This is a genomic window from Leminorella grimontii (genome assembly GCF_039789245.1).
Lineage (GTDB): Bacteria > Pseudomonadota > Gammaproteobacteria > Enterobacterales > Enterobacteriaceae > Leminorella > Leminorella grimontii.
Genome location: NZ_CP146357.1, coordinates 665607 through 685725, shown reverse-complemented (window position 1 = coordinate 685725; position 20119 = coordinate 665607). Strand labels below are relative to the sequence as shown.

Here is a 20119-nt window from a genome sequence, read left to right as displayed (position 1 = left end):
GTGACTTATGACGAGAAAAGTATACATCGTTGCCGCCAAGCGGGCGGCTATCGGTAACTTCTGCGGCTCACTGTCTTCCATGCCGGCTTACGACATCGCAAGCCAGGTCATGCGTAAAACCATGGAAAAAGCGGCCATCAAGCCTGAGTGGCTGGACGAAGCCATCGTGGGCAACGTACTGACGGCCGGTCAGGGCCAAAGCCCGGGCCGCAACGCAGCGCTCAGAGCCGGGATCCCCGATGAGGTTCCCGCCTATACGCTGAACATGCTGTGCGGCAGCGGTATGAAAACCATTATGGACGCGGCTTCACACATCAAAGCGGGCGACGCCGAGATGGTGATGGCGGCCGGCATGGAAAACATGTCCTCCGCGCCGTTTCTGATGCCGAGCAAAGTGCGCCAGGGCGTGAAGATGGGCGGCATGATGATGGAAGACTCCATGCTGCTTGACGGCCTGACCGACTCCGTTCACCACATCCACATGGGCGTGACCGCTGAAAACATTGCCGAAAAGCATTCTATCAGCCGTCAGGAGCAGGATGCCTTTGCGCTGGCCAGCCAGCAAAAAGCCGCCGCCGCTCAGGAGCAGGGCAAGTTCCGCGACGAAATCGTCCCGGTCGTGCTTGAAACCCGCAAAGGCCCGGTGACGTTTGATTCCGACGAGTACATCAAGCCGTTTACGACGCTTGAAGATATCGAAAGGCTGAAGCCGGCGTTTAAGAAAGAAGGCGGCACCGTTACGGCGGCCAACGCTTCCGGCCTTAACGACAGCGCCTGTGCGGTTATCGTCGCCAGCGAAGAAGCCGTTGAGAAGTACGGCCTGAAGCCTATCGCCGAGATCGTCGGCTATGCTCAGGCGGGCGTCGATCCGAAAGTGATGGGTCTGGGCCCGGTTCCGGCTATCTCTAAAGCGCTGAAGAAAGCCGGCAAGCGCCTGCAGGATATGGAGCTTATCGAGCTGAATGAAGCGTTCGCAGCACAGTCTCTTGGCGTTCTGCGCGAACTGGCCGCTGAGCACGACACCACTATCGAAGAGATCATGGAGCACACCAACGTTAACGGCGGCGCCATCGCTCTGGGGCACCCGCTGGGCGCCAGCGGCGGCCGCATCGTCGTTAGCCTGATCCACGAGATGAAGCGCCGAGGCAATCAGTTCGGCCTGGCTTCACTGTGTATCGGCGGCGGCATGGGCGTTGCAATCGTTATTAAAAACGTCTGATCAAAACATTACCTTTAACGTTAGTTCTTTCGGCCGCGCTACGCGGCCGTTTTTTTGCGCAATTGACATTGGCCAATCGGCCTTTATCCTTATTTTGTGATGTACCAAAATGTACTAAAAGTAAATCGAATGTAAAATTTGTACCCTTAATAACTCGGCGGCAACGCTATCTATACACTAAATAATTCAAGTGAGCGAACGCAGCCAACGCGCCTGCAATTTGGAAACGTGACGTGTATACATCTAATAACAATAAAATAGGAGAGCCTTCGTGTTCGATAAAATCATCTTCTTTTGCGCCGTGGTCAAATCCGGCTCATTAAGCAAGGCGGCCGAAGAGTTCAACATTTCCGTTTCCGCTGCCAGCCGCTGGGTGGCCGAACTGGAAAAAGAGATGGGCGTAAGCCTGCTCAAGCGTTCAACGCGACGCGTATCCCCCTCGCAGACGGGGATGCACCTGTATGAAAAGTTCGAACCGCTGGCGCGCGAAGCCAGAGAAATGATTGAAGAGGTCGTCAGCACCGGCAACGACTATGTGGGGCTTATCCGCATCGCCTCTACGCCGCTGTTCGCTACCGACTATCTGGTTGATATTATTTCCGAATTCTTGATCGAATATCCTAAAATAAAGGTAAAGCTGTTTATCAATCCGTTCCCGGTCAACCTGGTGGACGAAGTCGACTTTTCCATTCGCGCCGTCGCCAGCTATAAAGGAAAAATCGATCACGACTCTTCCGACGTGCGCAAGCGCCTTATCAGCGAACCGCTGGTTACCGTCGCTTCGCCAATCTACCTTAGCAAGCACCCTCAGCCGGATACTCCCGAGGATCTGCTCAACCACCGCTGCCTATATTCAAAGAGCCTGGTCGGCGGCAACAAGTGGCAGTTTTTCTTTAACGGCAAGATGAGCATCTATAACATCCCCAACTTTTTTGAGTGCGATAACTCGGAAATCTTAAAGCGCCTGGCGCTCAACCACGCGGGCATCGCCTATCTGCCGCTGTCAATGGTTTCAGAAGATATCGCCTCGGGCCGGCTGGTTAGCATGTTGGAAAACTATATGGCCAGCACGTTCGACATTAACCTGTTTTACAAACGCCGCGAACACTACCCCGCCCGCCTGTCCCTGTTTAAGGACTATCTGATAGCTAAAGTCGAAGCCAAGCTGGCTAAAGGGGAATAGCGCTTTTCTGGCTATACCCCAGCGCCGACGCGCAAACGATATACCCGGTGGTCCAGACAGCGATCGCCGATCTTTTCCGCATTGGGCATGATGTCTTGGAACTGAAAGCCCAGCCTCTCGGCAAGCCTGGCGCTGCGCTCATTTTCCGTCGAACAGCGGATGATGAACGAATCAATAGCGCCCGCTTCGGCGTACCATTCAATCAGGCAGGAAACGGCGGCATAGGCTATGCTCCTGCCCTCAAACGGCGAAGCTATCCAATAGCCTATCGTGCCCTCTTTGCCAATGATGGTATTGAACGATACCAGCCCCGCCAGCTCGTCATCCCAAAAGATCAGGTAAACGGCGGATTTCCGCTGACCAAACAGAATGCGGTTTTGCCGGATGGTTCTCAGAGAATCCTCGACGGACGTCACCGAATCAGGCCACGGCAGCGTTTTCCTCAAGCGTTCCCGCTCGGCCTGAACCAAGGCAAATACGGCTGGCGCATCGCGCTCTTCCTGAATAGACAGGCGTAAATGCGGCGGCTTGGCCCGCCGATAAAAGTGCTGTTGCACAACGTTTCTCCTTATAAAAAGCCCCGGCATCACGTCCGCCGCCGAGGCTTTAAGCCGCCGATAACAACAGGCTACGCCATACGGCGATCGTTAAACAAAAACGAACTGTTCCGGCATCAACATATCGCTTTGCACGTTGACTAACAACAGAGAACTGCCTTCGCCGTAGCGCAGCGTCACTCCGCGTTCATCGCTGGTCACATTATCAAACAGGCTATCGACATTTTTCACCGACTTCAGACCGACCAGCTGAATGAGATCGCCTCCGCTAAACCCATGAATGACGTCGTTGCCGTCGCCTTCATTAAATATGAAGCGATCGCGACCGTGGCTGAAAATCTCGTCATCCCCCTTGCCGCCGTAGAACAGCGTACCCTCGCTGCTGCCGGTTAGCCTGTCGTTTCCATCACCGCCAAACATCCACCCCTTTTCGGACAGCGTCAGGACGTCATCCTGCTCCGTTCCCTTTGCCGTATTGGCGTAGTAGTTGAACTTCGCCCCTTTTTCCTGGCTCAGCAGTCCGTTTCCGGTTACCTTCCAGCTGTCGCCGCTCGTCATGTCGGTCAAGAGCTCTACATTATACAGCGTATTCATCGTTCCCAGCTCTTCATCGTAGAGATAGACCGTTCCTTCGCTGTCCCGGCTCACGGAGTAGGAAGCCAGCGAAGAGAACAGCATAACTTCGTCATGCCCCTCTCCGCCGTCGACGATGTTGTTGCCCGCGCCCGGCTGAATGCGATCGTTGCCGCTAAAGCCCTCCAGCCTGTCGCCGGACGCGCCGCCTTTTAGCAGGTCGTTATACTCACTTCCCAGAATAAACGCGCTTTGCCCGTAATGGCTGGAAGAGGCTGCCGCAAGATCTTCTACCCACGTGTTGCCCCGCGTTGCGTTAGACAGCGCGGAAACGACGATAACGGAGTCCTGCTCCGTCAGGTCATAGAACCGGGATTTCACGATCGCATTAAACATCCCCTCATAGGAAAATGACATATGCGCGACCCAATGGGCAAAGTTGGCAATGCTGTATGGAAGCAGATTAAGCAGGCCCGCTTTGCCCGCATAGAGGTCGTGAAAGCTGACGACGTTGTCCATCGCGGTAGCGTATTCTTTATCGTGCACAAACAGAGAATCAAACAGCATCAGGCTGCCGCCGTCCGTCGCCCGATAGACGGGGTCGTTTTCAAGCCCCATATTGAACACGTTCTTGTCATCATCGTTAATGCGCGATGACGCAGAGGCGAGATACAGAGAGTCCTTAAAAAAGCCGCCCCAGCCGGAAGCGCTCAGAGAGGCCATATTGCTCACCAGTGAACCGCCCATGCTGTGGCCGGTAAACGTGACGTCTTTTCCTTCAAGCCCGTTTTCTTTCGCAAACTGCGCAACGGCGTCCAAAAGCTGGCCAAACGCCTTGGGGATATAGTCAGGGTTATCTTTCAAAATGGTGTTATAGATGTTGACGATATCCATCACCGTGTCGGCTATCAGATTTTCGCGCTCGCCGGTGACGCCGCGAAACCCAACGGTAATTCTGGTCAGATTGCCATCGGCATCCCACTGCCCCAGCACGTCAGCCTGCGCGGCGCGAAACAGAGGATGCTCTCCGACAAAGGCGCTCCACTTGTCCTCTTTTCCTGAGTAGTGCAAGTCGTCGGCGGAAATTCTTTTCCATCCGACCTCCTGTACGGCCTGATAGCTGCGGGTTTCGGCGCCCGGTTTACCGCTCCAGGTAAGCAGCCCTTGAGAATCGCGAGAGCCAAAAACGCCGGTCCATATCATCGGTATAATCCCGGAAGGCGTCATGCCGTACTGGCTATAGCCTTCCTGCAGCCCTTCATACAGGTTGCGAAACGTATAGTTATTGATGATTAATGACTGTCTGATTAAGTCAATAGAGGTATCGCTGTCGTACCCCTTAATATCGAATATGGCCATAATATTATTCTCTTGGATTAAAAATGAATGTAAAAAGAAAATGAAGCTTTCAGGCAGCTTATTTATCGGAGGTTAGCGTAAGAAAATAGGCGACAGGCATAGTGGATCTACAATATCCCATATGCAAAAATCAGACAATAAATCAGGCCATTACAAAATAACGGGAGAAATAAGCGATCAAATATTAAGAAATAAGGAGTTACCCTAAAGAAATAAATTGAGATATCTGCCGATATAACCTAACTTCGCAAAATTAAAAGAAAAACTAAAAAATACGGAAACGATTAAGGAATCGATTAGATGCCCCATATAAAAGAAAGGCTCCGGCAATAAAATATTGTCGGAGCCTTCAATGTGGTGATAGCAGGTTGTTATGCCAGGTGAGCCTCAAGGAACCACAGGAACTTATCAAGATCTCGCGAAGCCGCGGTAAACATGTCCGCTACGTCCTCATCTTCCGCTTCAGTGATCGCCTTGCGCATTTCATTAGCCACGACCGCGTAGCGATCGGCCAGCGCCTTCAGGTGTTCTTCAACGGTATAGATATCGGTCGGATAGGCCTTCAGCGTGGTCGCTACCGCAACCGCCTGCAGGGTACCCATGGCCGTACCGCCAAACTGCACGACGCGCTCGGCAAAGGTATCCTGATGCTCCAACAGCGTATCGCGGAAGCCGTCGATCATCTCATGCACGCTGATGAAATTAGCGCCCTTCATGTTCCAGTGTGCCTGCTTGGTAACCAGCGCCAGATCGGCCAGCTGAGCAACCATATGGTTCAACGCTTTGATTGAAGAAATTTTTACGCTGTCAGCCACATCGTTACGAGTGAATGCCAATTTGGAGTCTTTTGATTTTAATGATTTAACCGTGCTCATTATCCGTGTCCTCGCTGTCATTTAACGTTGGCGTGTTATTTAATATGCATACAGTATAGCACTCATAAAAAATCTTTCAGATAGTATGTACCTATTATAGGCATAGGCTATTTTCTAAAAAATAAAAAGAATGAAGAATCATTCTCATTCAAAGAGTAAATAGTCAGGCCTACCGTTTATTTCATTCCTAATTATATAAATGGCAAGCGTTATTTTAAGGAAAAATAAAGGCCGCAGAAAGCGAGACTTTCTACGGCCATATATGCAATCTTCTATTTAGAATAGAGACATAATATCCAAAATAACGCCCTTCGCATTAATTGGCTTGTGTATCGTCATTTTAACCAGATGTACCGGTGATTCCGGGGTCACTATAGTCTGCTTACAGATGAACATATAATTCATTCCGGCAACGACCTGAGAGCCGCAAAACATCAGAGGCTCATATCGAGCGCCAAGCAGGCTGCCTAAAGTCTCAGAGAAGATAGCGTCTACGTCTTTAGGCAGCTTACAGGGAACGAGCTCGGGATTAATATTCCAACCACCTGAGATAGCCTTAGTCATACGAACTCCTTATTAATCCATTAAGGAAAAAGAAATATTGCATTAAAGAAAATACATATTTACTACGAAATTAAGTATTGTTCTGACTAAGAAAGGTCGCTGTGATGTATGTCATAGTATTATAGATAGGCCAGATTAACTGAACTAAAATACAGTTAATAATAAGAAACAAATCTCTAAAATAATATATTAGCAGCCCCGTTCTTAGGTTAAGAAAAAACCCTACCAAAATCAGCAGGGTTTATATAACGTTAGACGAGAGAGAGAAACATTACTCCAGGTCTTTACCATATTTTGGCGAACGGGGGCCATATAAAATCCCACTAGGCCTTCCCGCTGAAAGCAGACGAGCATCCGCAATTCCTGCCATATCGTAGCTTTTATCCATTAGCGTATTGCCAATCTGATTGATGGCAGCGCTTATCAACATACCAAATATATTTCCGCCGCCAGAATTATTCTCATTAGTTGAAGCCGTCGCGCTTCCACTCCACAGCTGTTGACCGTTTCGAATATCAATCAGTCGGCCAGATACCGTTACTCGGGTATCGCTGGCAATCACCATATAAGATGAACCATAGTCGGTCACGTTCATGTAAAGTACGGCGTCCGCACCGAAAATCTCACGCAGCTTTTGCGGGCTGACAGCGTGCATTTCAGCAGCGTTACTCACTCCGTTTTGCTTGAACGTATTCTCCACCAGAGCAACAGGAAAAACGTAATAACCTGCTTCGGCCAGCGGCAGCGTAACCTGAGACAAAACGCCGTACCCGGCATTAACCTCGGGCGATTCGTTCGTCGGCAGCAAAACCAGAATACTTTTAGGCTGGCTTTGCCGAAATGCCGTATAGTCGTACGTTTTTTTCTGCACACAGCCACTCAACAACAGTGCGGCAATCACGCCACACAGCGCGTAAAACTTTCTCATTTCGCGCCTCCTTGCATTTTCTTCAACAGAAAGTCCATAAACGGAGCGGATTCAGGAAATTGCGCCTTTTCTTCACTAAACTCAGTCCTTGCCAGCTCAGGACGCCCTGAATTGACGTACAGCATTCCTAAATGCGCGTGTAGCCCCGGAGGTACGGGTAGCCCCTTCGCTTTGGCCTTTTCGATGTCTTCCTTTAGCGCTGCGATTTGCTCTTCAACGCCGATGTCCATCTTATAATATTCGTAAACCGTCGCCTGATAGTTGTCCCAACTATAAATAGGCTTTGGGCTGTTCATACACCCGCTTAAAGCGCCAACGGCCAGCAGTATGCCAGCGTAGTGAGCTATCTTCATTTTCATATCCATGTGTATAGTAACTATCTACCGTGATTATTTCTCTGGCGTCCAGGCGCCGCTTTCAATACCTGAAACAAGGTTATTCACCGCTTCACGAATGGCCAAATCCAGCACTTTCCCGTTTAGCGTCGAGTCATAGCTCGCCGTTCCACCGAAGCCGACAACTTCACGATTAGACAGCTCATACTCCCCTGCGCCCTGTGAAGAAAACACCACTTCGGACGTTTGAACGTTGACCACGTTTAAATTCACTTTGGCATAGGCAATCTGGCTTTTTCCCCTGCCCAAGATGCCAAACAGCTGGCGATCGCCAACCTCTTTACGGCCAAACTCGGTCACGTCGCCCGTGATGACATAGTTAGCGCCTTTCAGGCTCTGCTTTTTGTTATTAATGTTGGCTTCGTTTTTAATCTCATCCATATTGGCGCGATCGAGCACGTTAAAACGCCCCGTTTGCTGCAGATGAGTAATCAAAATAGTTTTTGACTGATTGCCTAAGCGATCTACCCCATCGGAGAAAATGCCGTTCATATAGTTGGAGCGGTTATCAAACTTTCCTACTGAAACAGGGCTTTTGACTCCCTGATAGGCGGTGTTGTAAGAGGCAACTTTTGCAACTTCAACAGTTCGAGAAGACTCAGTGGCACAGCCAGTCAAAAGAATTGCACTGCTGAGCACTGTCGTTACGGCCAGTTTTTTGAACATTCCTTTGATTCCTTTACTTTATTAACTATGACAAAAACACGTTTAACCTATATTTACTATTTATAACTTAAATAGTAATAAATTGAAAATAAATAAATAATTATGAATTTAGACTGACAATCATCACTTTGATAATGAATGGGTTAAGAAAGTATAGAAATAGAGGATTAACAAGAAAAACAGGGGATAAAAAAAGAGAGCCTAAGCTCTCTTTTTTTATCAGCCGCAGAGGCTTACTTCAACGGACGCATGGCGGGGAACAGGATGACGTCGCGAATAGTATGGCTGTCGGTCAACAACATCACCAGGCGGTCGATGCCGATGCCTAGGCCGGCCGTTGGCGGCAGGCCGTGCTCCAGCGCAACGACGTAGTCCTCATCGTAGAACATCGCTTCGTCGTCGCCAGCATCTTTCTGGCTGACTTGGTCGGCAAAGCGCTGTGCCTGATCTTGTGCATCGTTAAGCTCCGAGAAGCCGTTACCGATTTCACGGCCGCCGATGAAGAACTCAAAGCGGTCGGTGATAAACGGATTATCGTCATTGCGGCGAGCCAGCGGCGACACTTCAGCCGGATATTCGGTAATAAACGTCGGCTGGATAAGGTGGCTCTCGGCCACCTCTTCAAAGATCTCGCACTGTACGCGCCCCAGGCCCCAGCCCTTCTCAACCTTGATGTTCAGAGACTGTGCGATGGCCGTCGCTTTCGCCATATCGTCCAAATCGGCGACGTTGGTTTCCGGGCGATAATGGCAAATAGCCTCTTTCATCGTCATCTTGGTAAACGGCTTGCCGAAATCAAACGTCTGGTCGCCGTATTCAACGGTCGTGGTACCCAGTACGTCCTGCGTCAGAGAGCGGAACAGGTCTTCTGTCAGCGCAATCAGGTCCTTATAGTCCGCGTAGGCCATATAGAGTTCAATCATGGTGAACTCAGGGTTGTGGCGCGGAGAAACGCCTTCGTTGCGGAAGTTGCGGTTGATTTCAAACACGCGCTCAAAGCCGCCGACCACCAGACGCTTAAGGTACAGCTCCGGCGCAATGCGCAGGTACATATCGATATCCAGCGCGTTGTGGTGGGTGATAAACGGACGCGCGGTTGCGCCGCCGGGGATCACCTGCATCATCGGCGTTTCTACTTCCATAAAGTCGCGCTGCACCATAAAGCTGCGGATCGCGGCCATTATTTTGGAGCGGATCACGAACGTACGACGAGAGTGCTCGTTGGTGATCAGATCGAGGTAGCGCTGGCGGTAACGGGTTTCCTGATCGGCCAGTCCGTGGAACTTGTCCGGCAGCGGGCGAAGCGCTTTGGTCAGCAGACGCACTTCATGGCAATGAACGGACAGCTCGCCGGTCTTGGTTTTAAAAAGCTTGCCGCGCGCGCTGATGATGTCGCCCAAATCCCATTTTTTAAACTGCTCGTTATATACGCCCTCGGGCAAGTCATCGCGAGAAACGTAAATCTGGATCTGACCGCCAACGTCCTGCAGCGTGGCAAAAGAGGCCTTGCCCATAATGCGACGGGTCATCATACGGCCGGCGATAGCCACTTCCAGACCTAACGCTTCCAGCTCTTCATTGGTCTTTTCATCGTGCTCAGCATGCAGCTGACCGGAGATCGCGTCGCGGCGAAAATCGTTCGGGAACGGATTGCCCTGTTCACGAAGCTGCGCCAGCTTCTCGCGGCGAGTTTGAAGTTCGTTATTTAACTCGGCGGCGGATTGCGCAACGTCGTGCGCTTGAGGTTGTTCAGACATTTTTAACGTTACCCTTTCTTATAGTCCAGCCTTGAGGCTGGCTTCGATAAACCGGTCCAGGTCGCCATCTAATACGGCCTGAGTATTGCGAGTTTCAACGCCGGTGCGCAGATCTTTAATGCGAGAATCGTCCAGTACGTAAGAACGAATCTGGCTGCCCCAGCCGATGTCCGACTTGTTCTCTTCCATCTGCTGCTTGTCAGCGTTCTTTTTCTGCATCTCAAACTCATACAGCTTGGCCTTTAGCTGACGCATTGCCTGATCTTTGTTCTTATGCTGAGATCGATCGTTTTGGCACTGCACCACGATATTGGTTGGCATATGGGTGATGCGCACGGCGGATTCGGTTTTGTTAACGTGCTGACCGCCGGCGCCCGAGGCGCGGTAAACGTCAATACGCAAATCCGCAGGGTTTATCTCGATGTCGATATCATCATCGACTTCCGGATAAACAAAGGCGGAGCTAAACGAGGTGTGGCGGCGGCCGCCTGAGTCAAACGGGCTCTTGCGCACCAGGCGATGGACGCCGGTTTCCGTACGCAGCCAGCCGTAGGCGTAGTCGCCCATCACTTTGATGGTCGCCGACTTGGTCCCGGCGACGTCGCCGTCGGACTCTTCAATCATTTCGGTTTTAAAGCCCTTGGCCTCGGCCCAGCGCAAATACATCCGCACCAGCATGCTGGCCCAGTCCTGCGCTTCCGTACCGCCGGATCCCGCCTGAATGTCGATATAGCAATCGGCGCTGTCGTACTCGCCGGAGAACATGCGTCGAAACTCCAACTGCCCCAGACGATTTTCTAGCTGTTCAACTTCCTGCACCGTTTCGTTAAACGTATCTTCGTCGTTTTCCTCAACGGCCAACTCCAGCAAGCCGGAAACGTCTTCCAGGCCCTGTTCGATCTGTTCGATCGTTTCGACAATAGCCTCAAGCGAGGAACGCTCTTTACCCAGCGCCTGAGCTCGCTCGGGTTCGTTCCAAACGTCAGGCTGCTCTAGCTCTGCGTTAACCTCTTCCAGGCGCTCTTTCTTGCCATCGTAGTCAAAGATACCCCCTAAGAACGGCCGTTCGTTCAGACAGGTCCTGTATCTGGTTTTTTACCGGATTAATTTCAAACATGATTTGTCGCTACCGTTAATCGCTGCGTTGACTGGATTTTCTACAAACGTGTAATTCTAGCGGATCTGGCCTGGGGAATATAGCCGTTTTCCCAGATTTTTACGGCCTTCCTTCCAAACGCCGCGCCCTTTTCGCCGGGTAAACGAAAGAAAAAATACGGGCTCTGCCGCTGCCTATACAAACCGCCCCAGCGGGAAGCGGCGTATAGCGAAAGGTTAATACCTAAACGTCGAATATTATAAACAATCAGCCGGATTGATTTTAAAAATAAATAAATTAAAACTTAATTAATTAGAAACTTTAGCTTATAGAAAATAAAACAAGGGAAGAATAAAATAAATAGGCAACCATCTCACTTTTCATTTAATAATTAAACCGCTAACATCCCTTTCAATATACTTTCAATAAAACGCATACGGCCTTGCCGTACGGGCCACAGCAGTTCAATTTCATAAAAGCAGACTTTCTAAATTATTAATCATCGTTATTAAATTTCATCAAAACGCCTATAAATAACACGAATCCAATATTTATAACCAAATTAACTTTATTTTAGGATGGACCCTATTATGGCGCACCTCCATTTAAAAAAAGCGTTAACCATCGCTATAGCCGGCAGTCTATTTCCGCTAAAAGCCATTGCCGAAGAGTGCATTCCTGCAATATCGTCGACAGGCGCCTGTGCAGACGCGGCACAAATACAAAATCAAATGGAGACGGCCCCTCACGCGGCGCCATACGGCAATCCGCTCTTAGACCTGTTAAAAACGGACATCAATCTTGGTTTTATCACCATTAGAAATGTTTACCTGCTCGACGCTAATGAGGAAAACAGAAGCCCGGTTTTCCATCCCGTAACCAGTATTTTTAGCCACGCAGCGGGCGGCGTCAGCCTTACCGGCAAAGCGACCGCCACGAACTATAGCAGCGCCAACCTCGACGGCCCCTTGAGCAGCGGCGCCAGCGCTATTGCCCTTTTGGGCGATGCCGTAGCCAAAAACGAGGGCAGCGTCTCCACCGGTATACTGAATATCTTCGGCCACGGCGCCAGCGCTATCAGCATCATGGCCAACGCCAGCGCTGAAAACAGCGGCACCGCCAGCCTCAACGGCCCCCTGAGCAGCGGCGCAAGCGCGATTTCCATTTTGGGCAGCACCGAGGCTAAAAACAGCGGCAGCGTCTCCACCGGCGTACTGAATATCTTCGGCCACGGCGCCAGCGCTATCAGCATCATGGCCAACGCCAGCGCTGAAAACAGCGGCACCGCCAGCCTCAACGGCCCCCTGAGCAGCGGCGCAAGCGCGATTTCCATTTTGGGCAGCGCCGAGGCTAAAAACAGCGACAGCGTCTCCACCGGCGTACTGAATATCTTCGGCCACGGCGCCAGCGCTATCAGCATCACGGCCAACGCCAGCGCTGAAAACAGCGGCACCGCCAGCCTCAATGGCCCCCTGAGCAGCGGCGCAAGTGCCATTTCTATTTTAGGCAGCGCTGAGGCTAAAAACAGCAGCAGCGTCTCCACCGGCGTCCTGAATATCTTCGGCCACGGCGCCAGCGCTATCAGCATTATGGCCAACGCCAGCGCTGAAAACAGCGGCACCGCCAGCCTCAATGGCCCCCTGAGCAGCGGCGCAAGTGCGATTTCTATTTTAGGCAGTGCTGAGGCCAAAAACAGCGGCAAGGTTTCTACCGGCATATTAAACGTTCTCGGCCACGGCGCCAGCGCGATTAGCATCATGGGAAACGCGAAAGCCGTTAATGAACAGGGTTCTGAAACGAACCTCAATGGCCCCCTTAGCCATGGAGCCAGCGCCATCAGCATTGCGGGAAACGCCACGGCAGAAAACCACGGTAACGTTAGCACGGGCGTACTCGACGTTTTAGGCCACGGGGTTAGCGCCTTCAGCGCACTGGGGCGTGCAGACGCCACGAATGGGGAGACGGGAACTATTTCCGTCAACGGCCCGCTGGGCCATGGGCTAAGCGCCGTTAGCCTGCTCGGAGAAGCAACAGCGACCAATCAGGGAACCATAACCACCGGCCTGCTTAACGTTTTAGGGCACGGCGCTTCGGCCTTTAGCCTACTGGGCAACGCCTCGGCCTCCAATGTCGAAGGCGGTAAAATTTCGGTTAACGGCCCGCTCGGCCACGGCCTGGGCGCCGTTAGCTTGATAGGTTCTGCTACTGCGCAAAACGCCGGTGAAATTTCAACCGGACCGCTAAGCGTTTTAGGGCACGGCGCCAGCGCCTTTAGCCTGACGGGGAGCGCAACGGCCACTAACGCCGCTACGGGCCGTATTTCTACCGCCAGCCTGATGGCCCACGGACTAAGCGCCATTAGCCTTATCAACAGCGCAACGGCCGCCAATCAGGGCAATATCAACACCGCCGGTACTGCCGCAATAGGGGCAAAAGCAGTATCTCTGTTTTCTTCCGCCAGCGCCTTCAATGCCAAAAGCGCCAACGTCACGACCAAGGGCCACCTCTCTCACGGTTTGCTGGCCTTCAGCCTGACGTCACAGGCCAGCGTGGCTAACGCCGGTTCTATCAAAACGGAGGGCTGGCAGGCTCACGGCGCCAGCGCGGTTAGCCTGCTGGGCGATGCCGAAGGCGTAAACACCGTGGACGGAGAAATAAATACCTCCGGCGATAAAGGGCACGGGGTCAACGCTTTTAGCATTACTTCACGAGCGACCGCGCTCAATCAGGGAAAAATCTCAACGTTAGGCAATGACGCTAGCGGTCTTAACGCGGTCAGCGCCTATGAGAAAGCCGGCGCAACAAATGATAAAGGCGCGACTATCGTAACCGGAGGAGTAAACGCTCACGGCGCATACGCTCAAAGCACGCATCAAACGGCATTTGTGAATAACCTTGGTTCAATAACAACGGCGGGAGACGATAGCGTTGGCGCCTATGCCGTCAGCGAAAACGCCGAGGCATATGCCATCAACGATACCAACGGCGCCATCAGTACGGCAGGCCGTGACGCTCACGGCCTGTTTGCCCAAAGTACGCAAAAAACCGCCGCTGCCCAGAACCTAAACCAAATAGTCACAACAGGCCACGGAGCAATGGGCGCAACGGCCCGCAGCGTCAGCGGTGAAGCTCAGGCGGAAAACGCGGGGTCAGTCACTACCGCCGGTAACAAAGCCGATGGTCTTAACGCCCAAAGTCAGAGCAATAAAGCCGTCGCGATCAATAAAGGGAATATTCTTACGGGCAGCGAGCTGGCTAACGGCGCCTCTGCGGCAAAAGAGGGAACACAGGCTCACGGCGTCAGCGCGTCTAGCAAGGACGGCGATGCGAGCGTCTACAACGACGTCGACGGCAAAGTAGAAACGTACGGCCAGGAAGGCTACGGCCTGCATGCGCACAGCACGAATGTCAAAGCGCTGGCAACCAATGAAGGCCGTGTGGAAACCCACGGCAAGAGCGCCTATGGCGTCAAGGCGCTCAGCGATAAAGGCGAGGCTCAGGCGCTTAATAAAGGCATTATCCTCACGGACGGAAACGGCGGCTACGGTCTGAATGCAGAAAGCCGGCTCGGTGAAGTTAACGCCATAAATCAAAGCAGCGTGGAAACCCAAGGTGACAACGCCTACGGCGTTAATGCCGTCACGCAAAGCGCTAACGCCTACGCTTATAACGATGACGCAGGCACTATTATCACTCATGGCGACAACAGCTATGGCCTGGTCGCCAGCTCAAACCTGGAAGCGCTTGCGCAAAACGCTAACACCATTGAAACCAAAGGCAATAACAGCTACGGCATCCACGCCTACAGCAAAAACAACGGCGCTCGGGCGATAAACGATCGCAGCGTAATCACCCACGGCGACGGCTCTCGCGGCGTCAGCGCCCTAAGCGATAGCGGACATGCGCTAGCCTATAACAGCCAAAGCATAGAAACGTTTGGATCGGGTGGGTACGGCCTAAGCGCGGTAAACCAATACGGTGATGCAAAAGCCGTTAACGACGGTGAAATTACGACCAAAGGAAACGGCGGCGGCGGCGCATACGCATTCAGCGTTCAGGGCGACGCGCTGGCTCAAAATCAGAACGGCGTGACCACCCACGGCCACGGCGCGAACGGCCTGTCTGCCTTTAGCCAGCAGTCGAAGGCGCTGGCGATAAATTTGGATGACAAAACCGTGATTACGGAAGGCGACAGCGCCTACGGCATGCTTGCGCAAACCGACAGCGGCACGGCGACGGCGGTTAACCAAGGCCACGTAGCCACAGGCGGCGCGTCATCCGTCGGGATTGCCGCTATCGGCCTCAACGGTAAAAGCGAAGCGCTTAATCAACGCGAGATCGCCACCAAAGGCAGCGGCGGTCACGGCATCTTTGCCCAGATGGACGGAGGCGGTTTGTCTGCCATGAACGAAGGCCAGATAATGACCGAAGGCGACGGCGCTTACGGCATTGCGACGTCATCAAACCGAGGAACCAGCTGGCTTTATAACGGCGCCACGATCGCAACAGAGGGCGAATCTTCCCACGGCATGCACGCCCAAACGGCCGTGGGCGATATCAAAATGCGCAACGAAGGTACGATAGATACCTACGGCGACGGCGCGCGCGGCATGAGCGCGCGGCTGCAGTCAACCTCAGGCGCTTCGGCAAGACGGTTATTAGTAGAAAACGTCGCCCAGATTAATTCTCAGGGGCACGGGATATTTTCTGAAAGCGACTACGCGGTTGATGACTATCTGGTTCGCAGCAGCGGCATCATTAACGCCCAGGACGGCAGCGGAATACACGCCGCGGCCGGCGCTGGAAACCTGACGGTTTCAGCCTCCAATAATATTTTCGCCGGACAAATCGCCAGCAGCGGAACGCATCACGGCATTTACGCCGCCGCGGGGGCAAGCGGCAAAGCCAGCGTAACGTACGGCATGGGGACGATTACGCTTGCCCCGGTATCTTCCACCGTTGCGCCCACCGGCGTTGGCATCTGGGTTGACGACCTGACTACCGGCAATGAAAACGTCGTAGGGGAAATCAATCTCGCCAGCGGCTTTATCAACGCAGGGCAAGGGGCCGGAGGCGTTGGAATGTCGCTGTCTGGCGTCGGCAACATCTACATCAGTGAGTCGGCGACCGTTCACGGCGGCCACTCGTTCGGCATTGGGCTTGGCAGTTCACGCGACGACGAGCAAACGCGGCTCACGGTCAATAGTTACGGCCTGGTCGATGCCACCGGCGATCGCGTCGTTTATTCCACGGCAAACGCGGGACGCGTAACGGTCAACAACTATGGCCGCTTTACCGGTTCGGCGCAGTTCGGCTCCGCCGCGAATATCCTCAACAACAGCGGCGATTTCCTGCTTCGAAACTACGCCGATAGCGATCGAGATGGAGCGCGGGACAGCTGGGGCATCGCCACCGTTGATATGGGCCGCAGCGGCAACAACGCGTTTATTAATCGAGGTACGCTCACGCTGGCAAACGCCGCCAACTATGCCGTCAGGCCAAGCAGCGCAGGCGATATTTACGTCCCGGCGGATCTGTCTTCAAGCTATGCCGGCACGGAGATCCTGACGCAGGGCCAACTGCTGGGCGTTAGCCTGTTCGATAACTCAGGCGTCATTGACCTTACGGGCGGCACTAAAAACGTCGGCAGCTCGCTGGTCATTACCGGCGGAAATACGCCGGGAAAAAACGGCGGCGGCATTTTCATTGCCAACGGCGGTCGGATTATTGCCAACATGAAAATTGACGACGCCCAAAATACCGCCTTCTCCGACGTTATGGTGATAGATTCCGCCAGGCTGGGCGCCGGTGGCGCAACGACGATTGAGATCAATCATATAGGTGAAAATACCGCCATTGCCCCCAAAAATACCGTACTGGTCGTTGAAAGTCTCGGCAATTCCGACCCTAACGCTTTCCGCCTGTCCAGCGAGCGCCAGCTGTTCGGCGTATCGGACTACGCGCTGAAGTACAATCCGACAAATAACAACTGGTATTTAAATACCGACTACCGTTCGGAGATTGTGCTTGCTTCGTCGGTCTTTTCGGTTGCCAACGACTATGGTTATACCATGCTGGGCTCTCTCGATACTCGATTCGGGTCGCAGCGTGAATATGCGCCCCCGCCTCAGATAACGCAGGCAGGAGGAAAGCTGTGTCAAAAAGAGGGATTAACGCCCAAAGAAGAAGTCGACCTGCTGATTTCCGGCCAGTGTCGCCCGGAAGCCTCTGCGCCTTCTATCAGGCAGGAACGCGCCCGCTATCTCTCCGACGGCTGGGGTCGCATTCTGAGCAAAAAAACCGAGCGCGACTCAACCAACATTAATAAAAACGGCCCCGCCTATGATTCCACGCTGTATGGGCTACAGCTGGGCTACGACGTTTACCATCGCGAAGGAATTGACGCATCGGTAGATCGCGTCGGCTTCTATCTGGGCTATGGCGATATCGATACGACAATTAGCCACGACAGCGGTCTGGACGCAGGCTCAACCACAACGAAGGCCTACAGCGCGGGACTATACTGGACGCACCTTGGGGAAGAGAGCTGGTATACGGATACGGTACTACAAACCACCTATTACGATATCGACGCTGATTCTAAATACGGTGAATCCTTCTCCACCAGCGGTATTGGCCTTCTGGGCTCGGTCGAAGGAGGGTACTCGTTTACTTTCAGCAATGGGCTGCTTATAGAGCCTCAGGCACAAATAGCCTATCAGCACATCTCTCTAGACGATGCCAAGGACGAATACGGCAACTTTAGCTTTAAGCAGAACGATTCGCTTCGCGCCCGCACCGGCCTGCACTTCAGACGCGACTGGTCGTTTGCCGAAAGCGGCGACGAAAAGCCGCACTATCTGCGGACCTGGGCCAGAACCGACGTATGGCATGAGTTTATGGGGGATGCGGCAACCTATTCCGTCGACGGCAGTGGAAAATACTCGGCCAAGCTGACCCAACCTTCCGGCGGCACCTGGGGTGAGGCCACCGTTGGCATCACCTATCAGGCCAATGAAAACCTGGGATATTCCGCTTCCGGCAGCTACGCGCACTCCCTTGACGATCCAAAAACCACCTCGTGGGGCGGGCAGTTAGGGTTTAGCGTAAGTTGGTAAGAAAGGGGATAAAAAGGCCCGCCCTGCGGGCCGTCGGCAGCTACTTCGCCCACAGGTGCTGAATCATCAGCTGTACGCTGCGGTTGCCGCGAAATTCATTAACGTCGAGCTTGTAGGCGATGGTCGCTTCCTTCACGCTCGGGTCCGGCCACAGGGTGGTATCGACGTTGAAGGCAATGCCGTCGAGCAGCGCGCCTCCGCCAACGGGTTCAACCGTCACCTTCAGGTGGCGGTCTTTTAAAAGGCGCTGCTGCAATATTTTAAACGAACCGTCAAACGTCGGCTCGGGGAAGGCCTGCCCCCATGGCCCAGCCTCGCGCAGCTCTTCGGCGGTTTGCAGCGTTAAAAGCTGGCTTTCCAGCTCGCCGTCGGTCCAGATAACGCCCTCCAGAGCGGAAGGCTCAAGCCAGTCGGCGATGAGTTCGGCAAAGCGTTGGCGAAACTCGTCGAAGCATTTCTCCTCAACCGACAGCCCCGCCGCCATGGCGTGGCCGCCAAAGCGCAACATCAGCCCGGGATAGAGCGTATCCAGACGCTCCAGCGCATCGCGCAGATGAAGACCGGCAATGGAGCGGCCGGAGCCTTTGAGCACGCCGTCGCCAGCGGGCGCAAAAGCGATAACCGGACGATAGAAGCGCTCCTTGATGCGGGAAGCGAGAATGCCCACCACGCCCTGATGCCACTCGGGATGGTAAATAGCCAGCCCGTAGGGCAGAGATTCTTCCCGCTGCTCCAGCTCCTCGCACAGCTGCAGCGCTTCAACCTGCATCCCCTGCTCTATCTCACGCCGGGTTTGGTTTAACGCATCGAGATCGCTTGCCATCGCGCGGGCGTCGGCCATGGAGTCACACAGCAGGAGCTCCACGCCGACGGACATATTGTCCAGACGACCCGCGGCGTTTAACCTGGGGCCTAAAGAAAATCCCAAATCGTTCGCCGTCAGCCTGCGCGCGTCTCTTTCGGACACCTCCAGCAGCGCCCGAATCCCCGGACGGCACTGCCCGGCGCGGATCCGATTAAGGCCTTGATGGACCAAAATTCGGTTGTTGGCGTCCAGCGCCACTACGTCGGCCACGGTGCCCAGCGCCACCAGATCCAGCAGCTCGGCCAGGTTCGGTTCTGTAATGCCCTTAAGCTCAAACCAGCCGTCTTTTCTTAGCCGGGCGCGCAGCGCCAGCATCAAATAGAACGCGACGCCGACGCCCGCCAACGACTTTGACGGAAACTCGCAGTCGTTGAGGTTGGGATTAATCAGCGCCTCCGCGGCGGGCAGCGTATCGCCTGGCAGGTGGTGGTCGGTCACCAGCACCTGAATGCCCTTTTCATGCGCACAGTCCACCCCTGCGTGGGAAGAGATGCCGTTGTCTACCGTAACGATAAGATCCACGCCAAGTTTGGCGGCCTGCTCAACCACTTCAGGGCTTAAGCCGTAACCGTCTTCAAAACGGTTGGGCACCAAATACTTAACGTGCGAGAAGCCCATGCTGCGCAAGGCCAACACGCTTAGCGCGGTGCTGGTTGCGCCGTCGGCGTCGAAATCGCCGACGATCACAATCCGCTTTTGTTCGTGAAGGGCCTGAACCAACAGCTCTACGCCTCTGTCTATGCCGACGAGGCTTTGATAGCCCAGAAGGCCTTTGGCCCCCTTTTCCAACTGGCCGGCGTCGGTCACTCCGCGAGAGGCATAGAGGCGCTTAAGCAGCGGGGAGAGCGTCGACGGCAGAAAGCTGCCGTCCACCTGAGGACGACGACGAAGCTGGGTTTTATTGGTCATTGGCTACAACGATTTAATGTGGTGTTCAAAAGCATCTCGCCCGTAAGCCAAAAAG

At 53.5% G+C, this 20119-nt stretch carries 13 protein-coding genes; 3 read left to right on the top strand and 10 right to left on the bottom strand.

The features are described from left to right. Positions 1-7 precede the first annotated feature (7 nt). Both V8L73_RS03305 and V8L73_RS03300 read left to right on the top strand, forming a co-directional pair. Complete coding sequence (locus tag V8L73_RS03305) at positions 8-1219, top strand: acetyl-CoA C-acetyltransferase (protein WP_027275628.1); 1212 nt, start codon at positions 8-10, stop codon at positions 1217-1219. Positions 1220-1490: 271 nt separating this feature from the next. Then, complete coding sequence (locus V8L73_RS03300) at positions 1491-2402, top strand: LysR family transcriptional regulator (RefSeq protein ID WP_027275627.1); 912 nt, start codon at positions 1491-1493, stop codon at positions 2400-2402. A gap of 11 nt (positions 2403-2413) precedes the next feature. Here V8L73_RS03300 and V8L73_RS03295 read toward each other — a convergent pair whose 3' ends face one another. The 9 genes from V8L73_RS03295 to prfB all read right to left on the bottom strand — a co-directional run bounded on the left by V8L73_RS03295 (position 2414) and on the right by prfB (position 11193). Further along, positions 2414-2959, bottom strand: coding sequence for a GNAT family N-acetyltransferase (locus V8L73_RS03295; protein ID WP_347254108.1), 546 nt, complete (start codon positions 2957-2959; stop codon positions 2414-2416). A 90-nt stretch (positions 2960-3049) separates the two neighbouring features. Next, positions 3050-4891 carry a hypothetical protein gene (locus V8L73_RS03290; protein WP_347254107.1) on the bottom strand — a complete coding sequence of 614 codons (1842 nt, stop codon included), beginning with the start codon at positions 4889-4891 and terminating at the stop codon, positions 3050-3052. A gap of 371 nt (positions 4892-5262) precedes the next feature. Then, positions 5263-5766, bottom strand: coding sequence for a DNA starvation/stationary phase protection protein Dps (gene dps / locus V8L73_RS03285; protein ID WP_027275625.1), 504 nt, complete (start codon positions 5764-5766; stop codon positions 5263-5265). A gap of 276 nt (positions 5767-6042) precedes the next feature. Beyond that, a complete protein-coding gene (locus V8L73_RS03280) occupies positions 6043-6330 on the bottom strand; it encodes a hypothetical protein (RefSeq protein ID WP_347254106.1) in 288 nt (95 codons plus the stop codon). Between the two features lie 271 nt (positions 6331-6601). Beyond that, the gene (locus V8L73_RS03275) at positions 6602-7258 is read right to left on the bottom strand and encodes a DUF799 domain-containing protein (RefSeq protein WP_347254105.1); all 657 of its coding nucleotides are present in this window, start codon (positions 7256-7258) and stop codon (positions 6602-6604) included. Continuing rightward, the gene (locus V8L73_RS03270; RefSeq protein WP_027275555.1) at positions 7255-7611 is read right to left on the bottom strand and encodes a DUF4810 domain-containing protein; all 357 of its coding nucleotides are present in this window, start codon (positions 7609-7611) and stop codon (positions 7255-7257) included. The genes V8L73_RS03275 and V8L73_RS03270 overlap by 4 nt, the downstream gene beginning before the upstream one ends. A 36-nt stretch (positions 7612-7647) precedes the next feature. After that, positions 7648-8319 (bottom strand): CsgG/HfaB family protein, encoded by a 672-nt coding sequence (locus V8L73_RS03265; RefSeq protein WP_027275556.1) that lies wholly within the window; start codon positions 8317-8319, stop codon positions 7648-7650. A 233-nt stretch (positions 8320-8552) separates the two neighbouring features. Further along, positions 8553-10076: a lysine--tRNA ligase gene (gene lysS, locus V8L73_RS03260; protein WP_027275557.1), complete on the bottom strand. Its 1524-nt coding sequence runs from the start codon at positions 10074-10076 to the stop codon at positions 8553-8555. Positions 10077-10094: 18 nt separating this feature from the next. After that, positions 10095-11193, bottom strand: a protein-coding gene (prfB, locus tag V8L73_RS03255; RefSeq protein WP_134388962.1) for a peptide chain release factor 2 whose coding sequence is annotated in 2 segments (ribosomal slippage) — positions 10095-11117 and positions 11119-11193 — 1098 coding nt in all. Because the reading frame shifts where the segments join, the coding sequence is not laid out codon by codon here. Between the two features lie 569 nt (positions 11194-11762). On the opposite strand from prfB, the gene V8L73_RS03250 reads away from it, so the two are divergent. After that, complete coding sequence (locus tag V8L73_RS03250) at positions 11763-18290, top strand: autotransporter outer membrane beta-barrel domain-containing protein (protein WP_347254104.1); 6528 nt, start codon at positions 11763-11765, stop codon at positions 18288-18290. A 40-nt stretch (positions 18291-18330) separates the two neighbouring features. Here the strand turns inward: V8L73_RS03250 and recJ are convergent, their stop codons facing one another. Beyond that, positions 18331-20064 carry a single-stranded-DNA-specific exonuclease RecJ gene (recJ, locus tag V8L73_RS03245; protein ID WP_027275560.1) on the bottom strand — a complete coding sequence of 578 codons (1734 nt, stop codon included), beginning with the start codon at positions 20062-20064 and terminating at the stop codon, positions 18331-18333. Positions 20065-20119: the final 55 nt, after the last annotated feature.

Bases quoted from the DNA above. Each gene is read 5' to 3' on its own strand.
- V8L73_RS03280 (WP_347254106.1), bottom strand. From the start codon at position 6,330: ATGACTAAGGCTATCTCAGGTGGTTGGAATATTAATCCCGAGCTCGTT.
- V8L73_RS03265 (WP_027275556.1), bottom strand. From the start codon at position 8,319: ATGTTCAAAAAACTGGCCGTAACGACAGTGCTCAGCAGTGCAATTCTT.
- V8L73_RS03305 (WP_027275628.1), top strand. From the start codon at position 8: ATGACGAGAAAAGTATACATCGTTGCCGCCAAGCGGGCGGCTATCGGT.
- dps (WP_027275625.1), bottom strand. From the start codon at position 5,766: ATGAGCACGGTTAAATCATTAAAATCAAAAGACTCCAAATTGGCATTC.
- V8L73_RS03290 (WP_347254107.1), bottom strand. From the start codon at position 4,891: ATGGCCATATTCGATATTAAGGGGTACGACAGCGATACCTCTATTGAC.
- V8L73_RS03275 (WP_347254105.1), bottom strand. From the start codon at position 7,258: ATGAGAAAGTTTTACGCGCTGTGTGGCGTGATTGCCGCACTGTTGTTG.
- V8L73_RS03250 (WP_347254104.1), top strand. From the start codon at position 11,763: ATGGCGCACCTCCATTTAAAAAAAGCGTTAACCATCGCTATAGCCGGC.
- lysS (WP_027275557.1), bottom strand. From the start codon at position 10,076: ATGTCTGAACAACCTCAAGCGCACGACGTTGCGCAATCCGCCGCCGAG.
- V8L73_RS03270 (WP_027275555.1), bottom strand. From the start codon at position 7,611: ATGAAGATAGCTCACTACGCTGGCATACTGCTGGCCGTTGGCGCTTTA.
- recJ (WP_027275560.1), bottom strand. From the start codon at position 20,064: ATGACCAATAAAACCCAGCTTCGTCGTCGTCCTCAGGTGGACGGCAGC.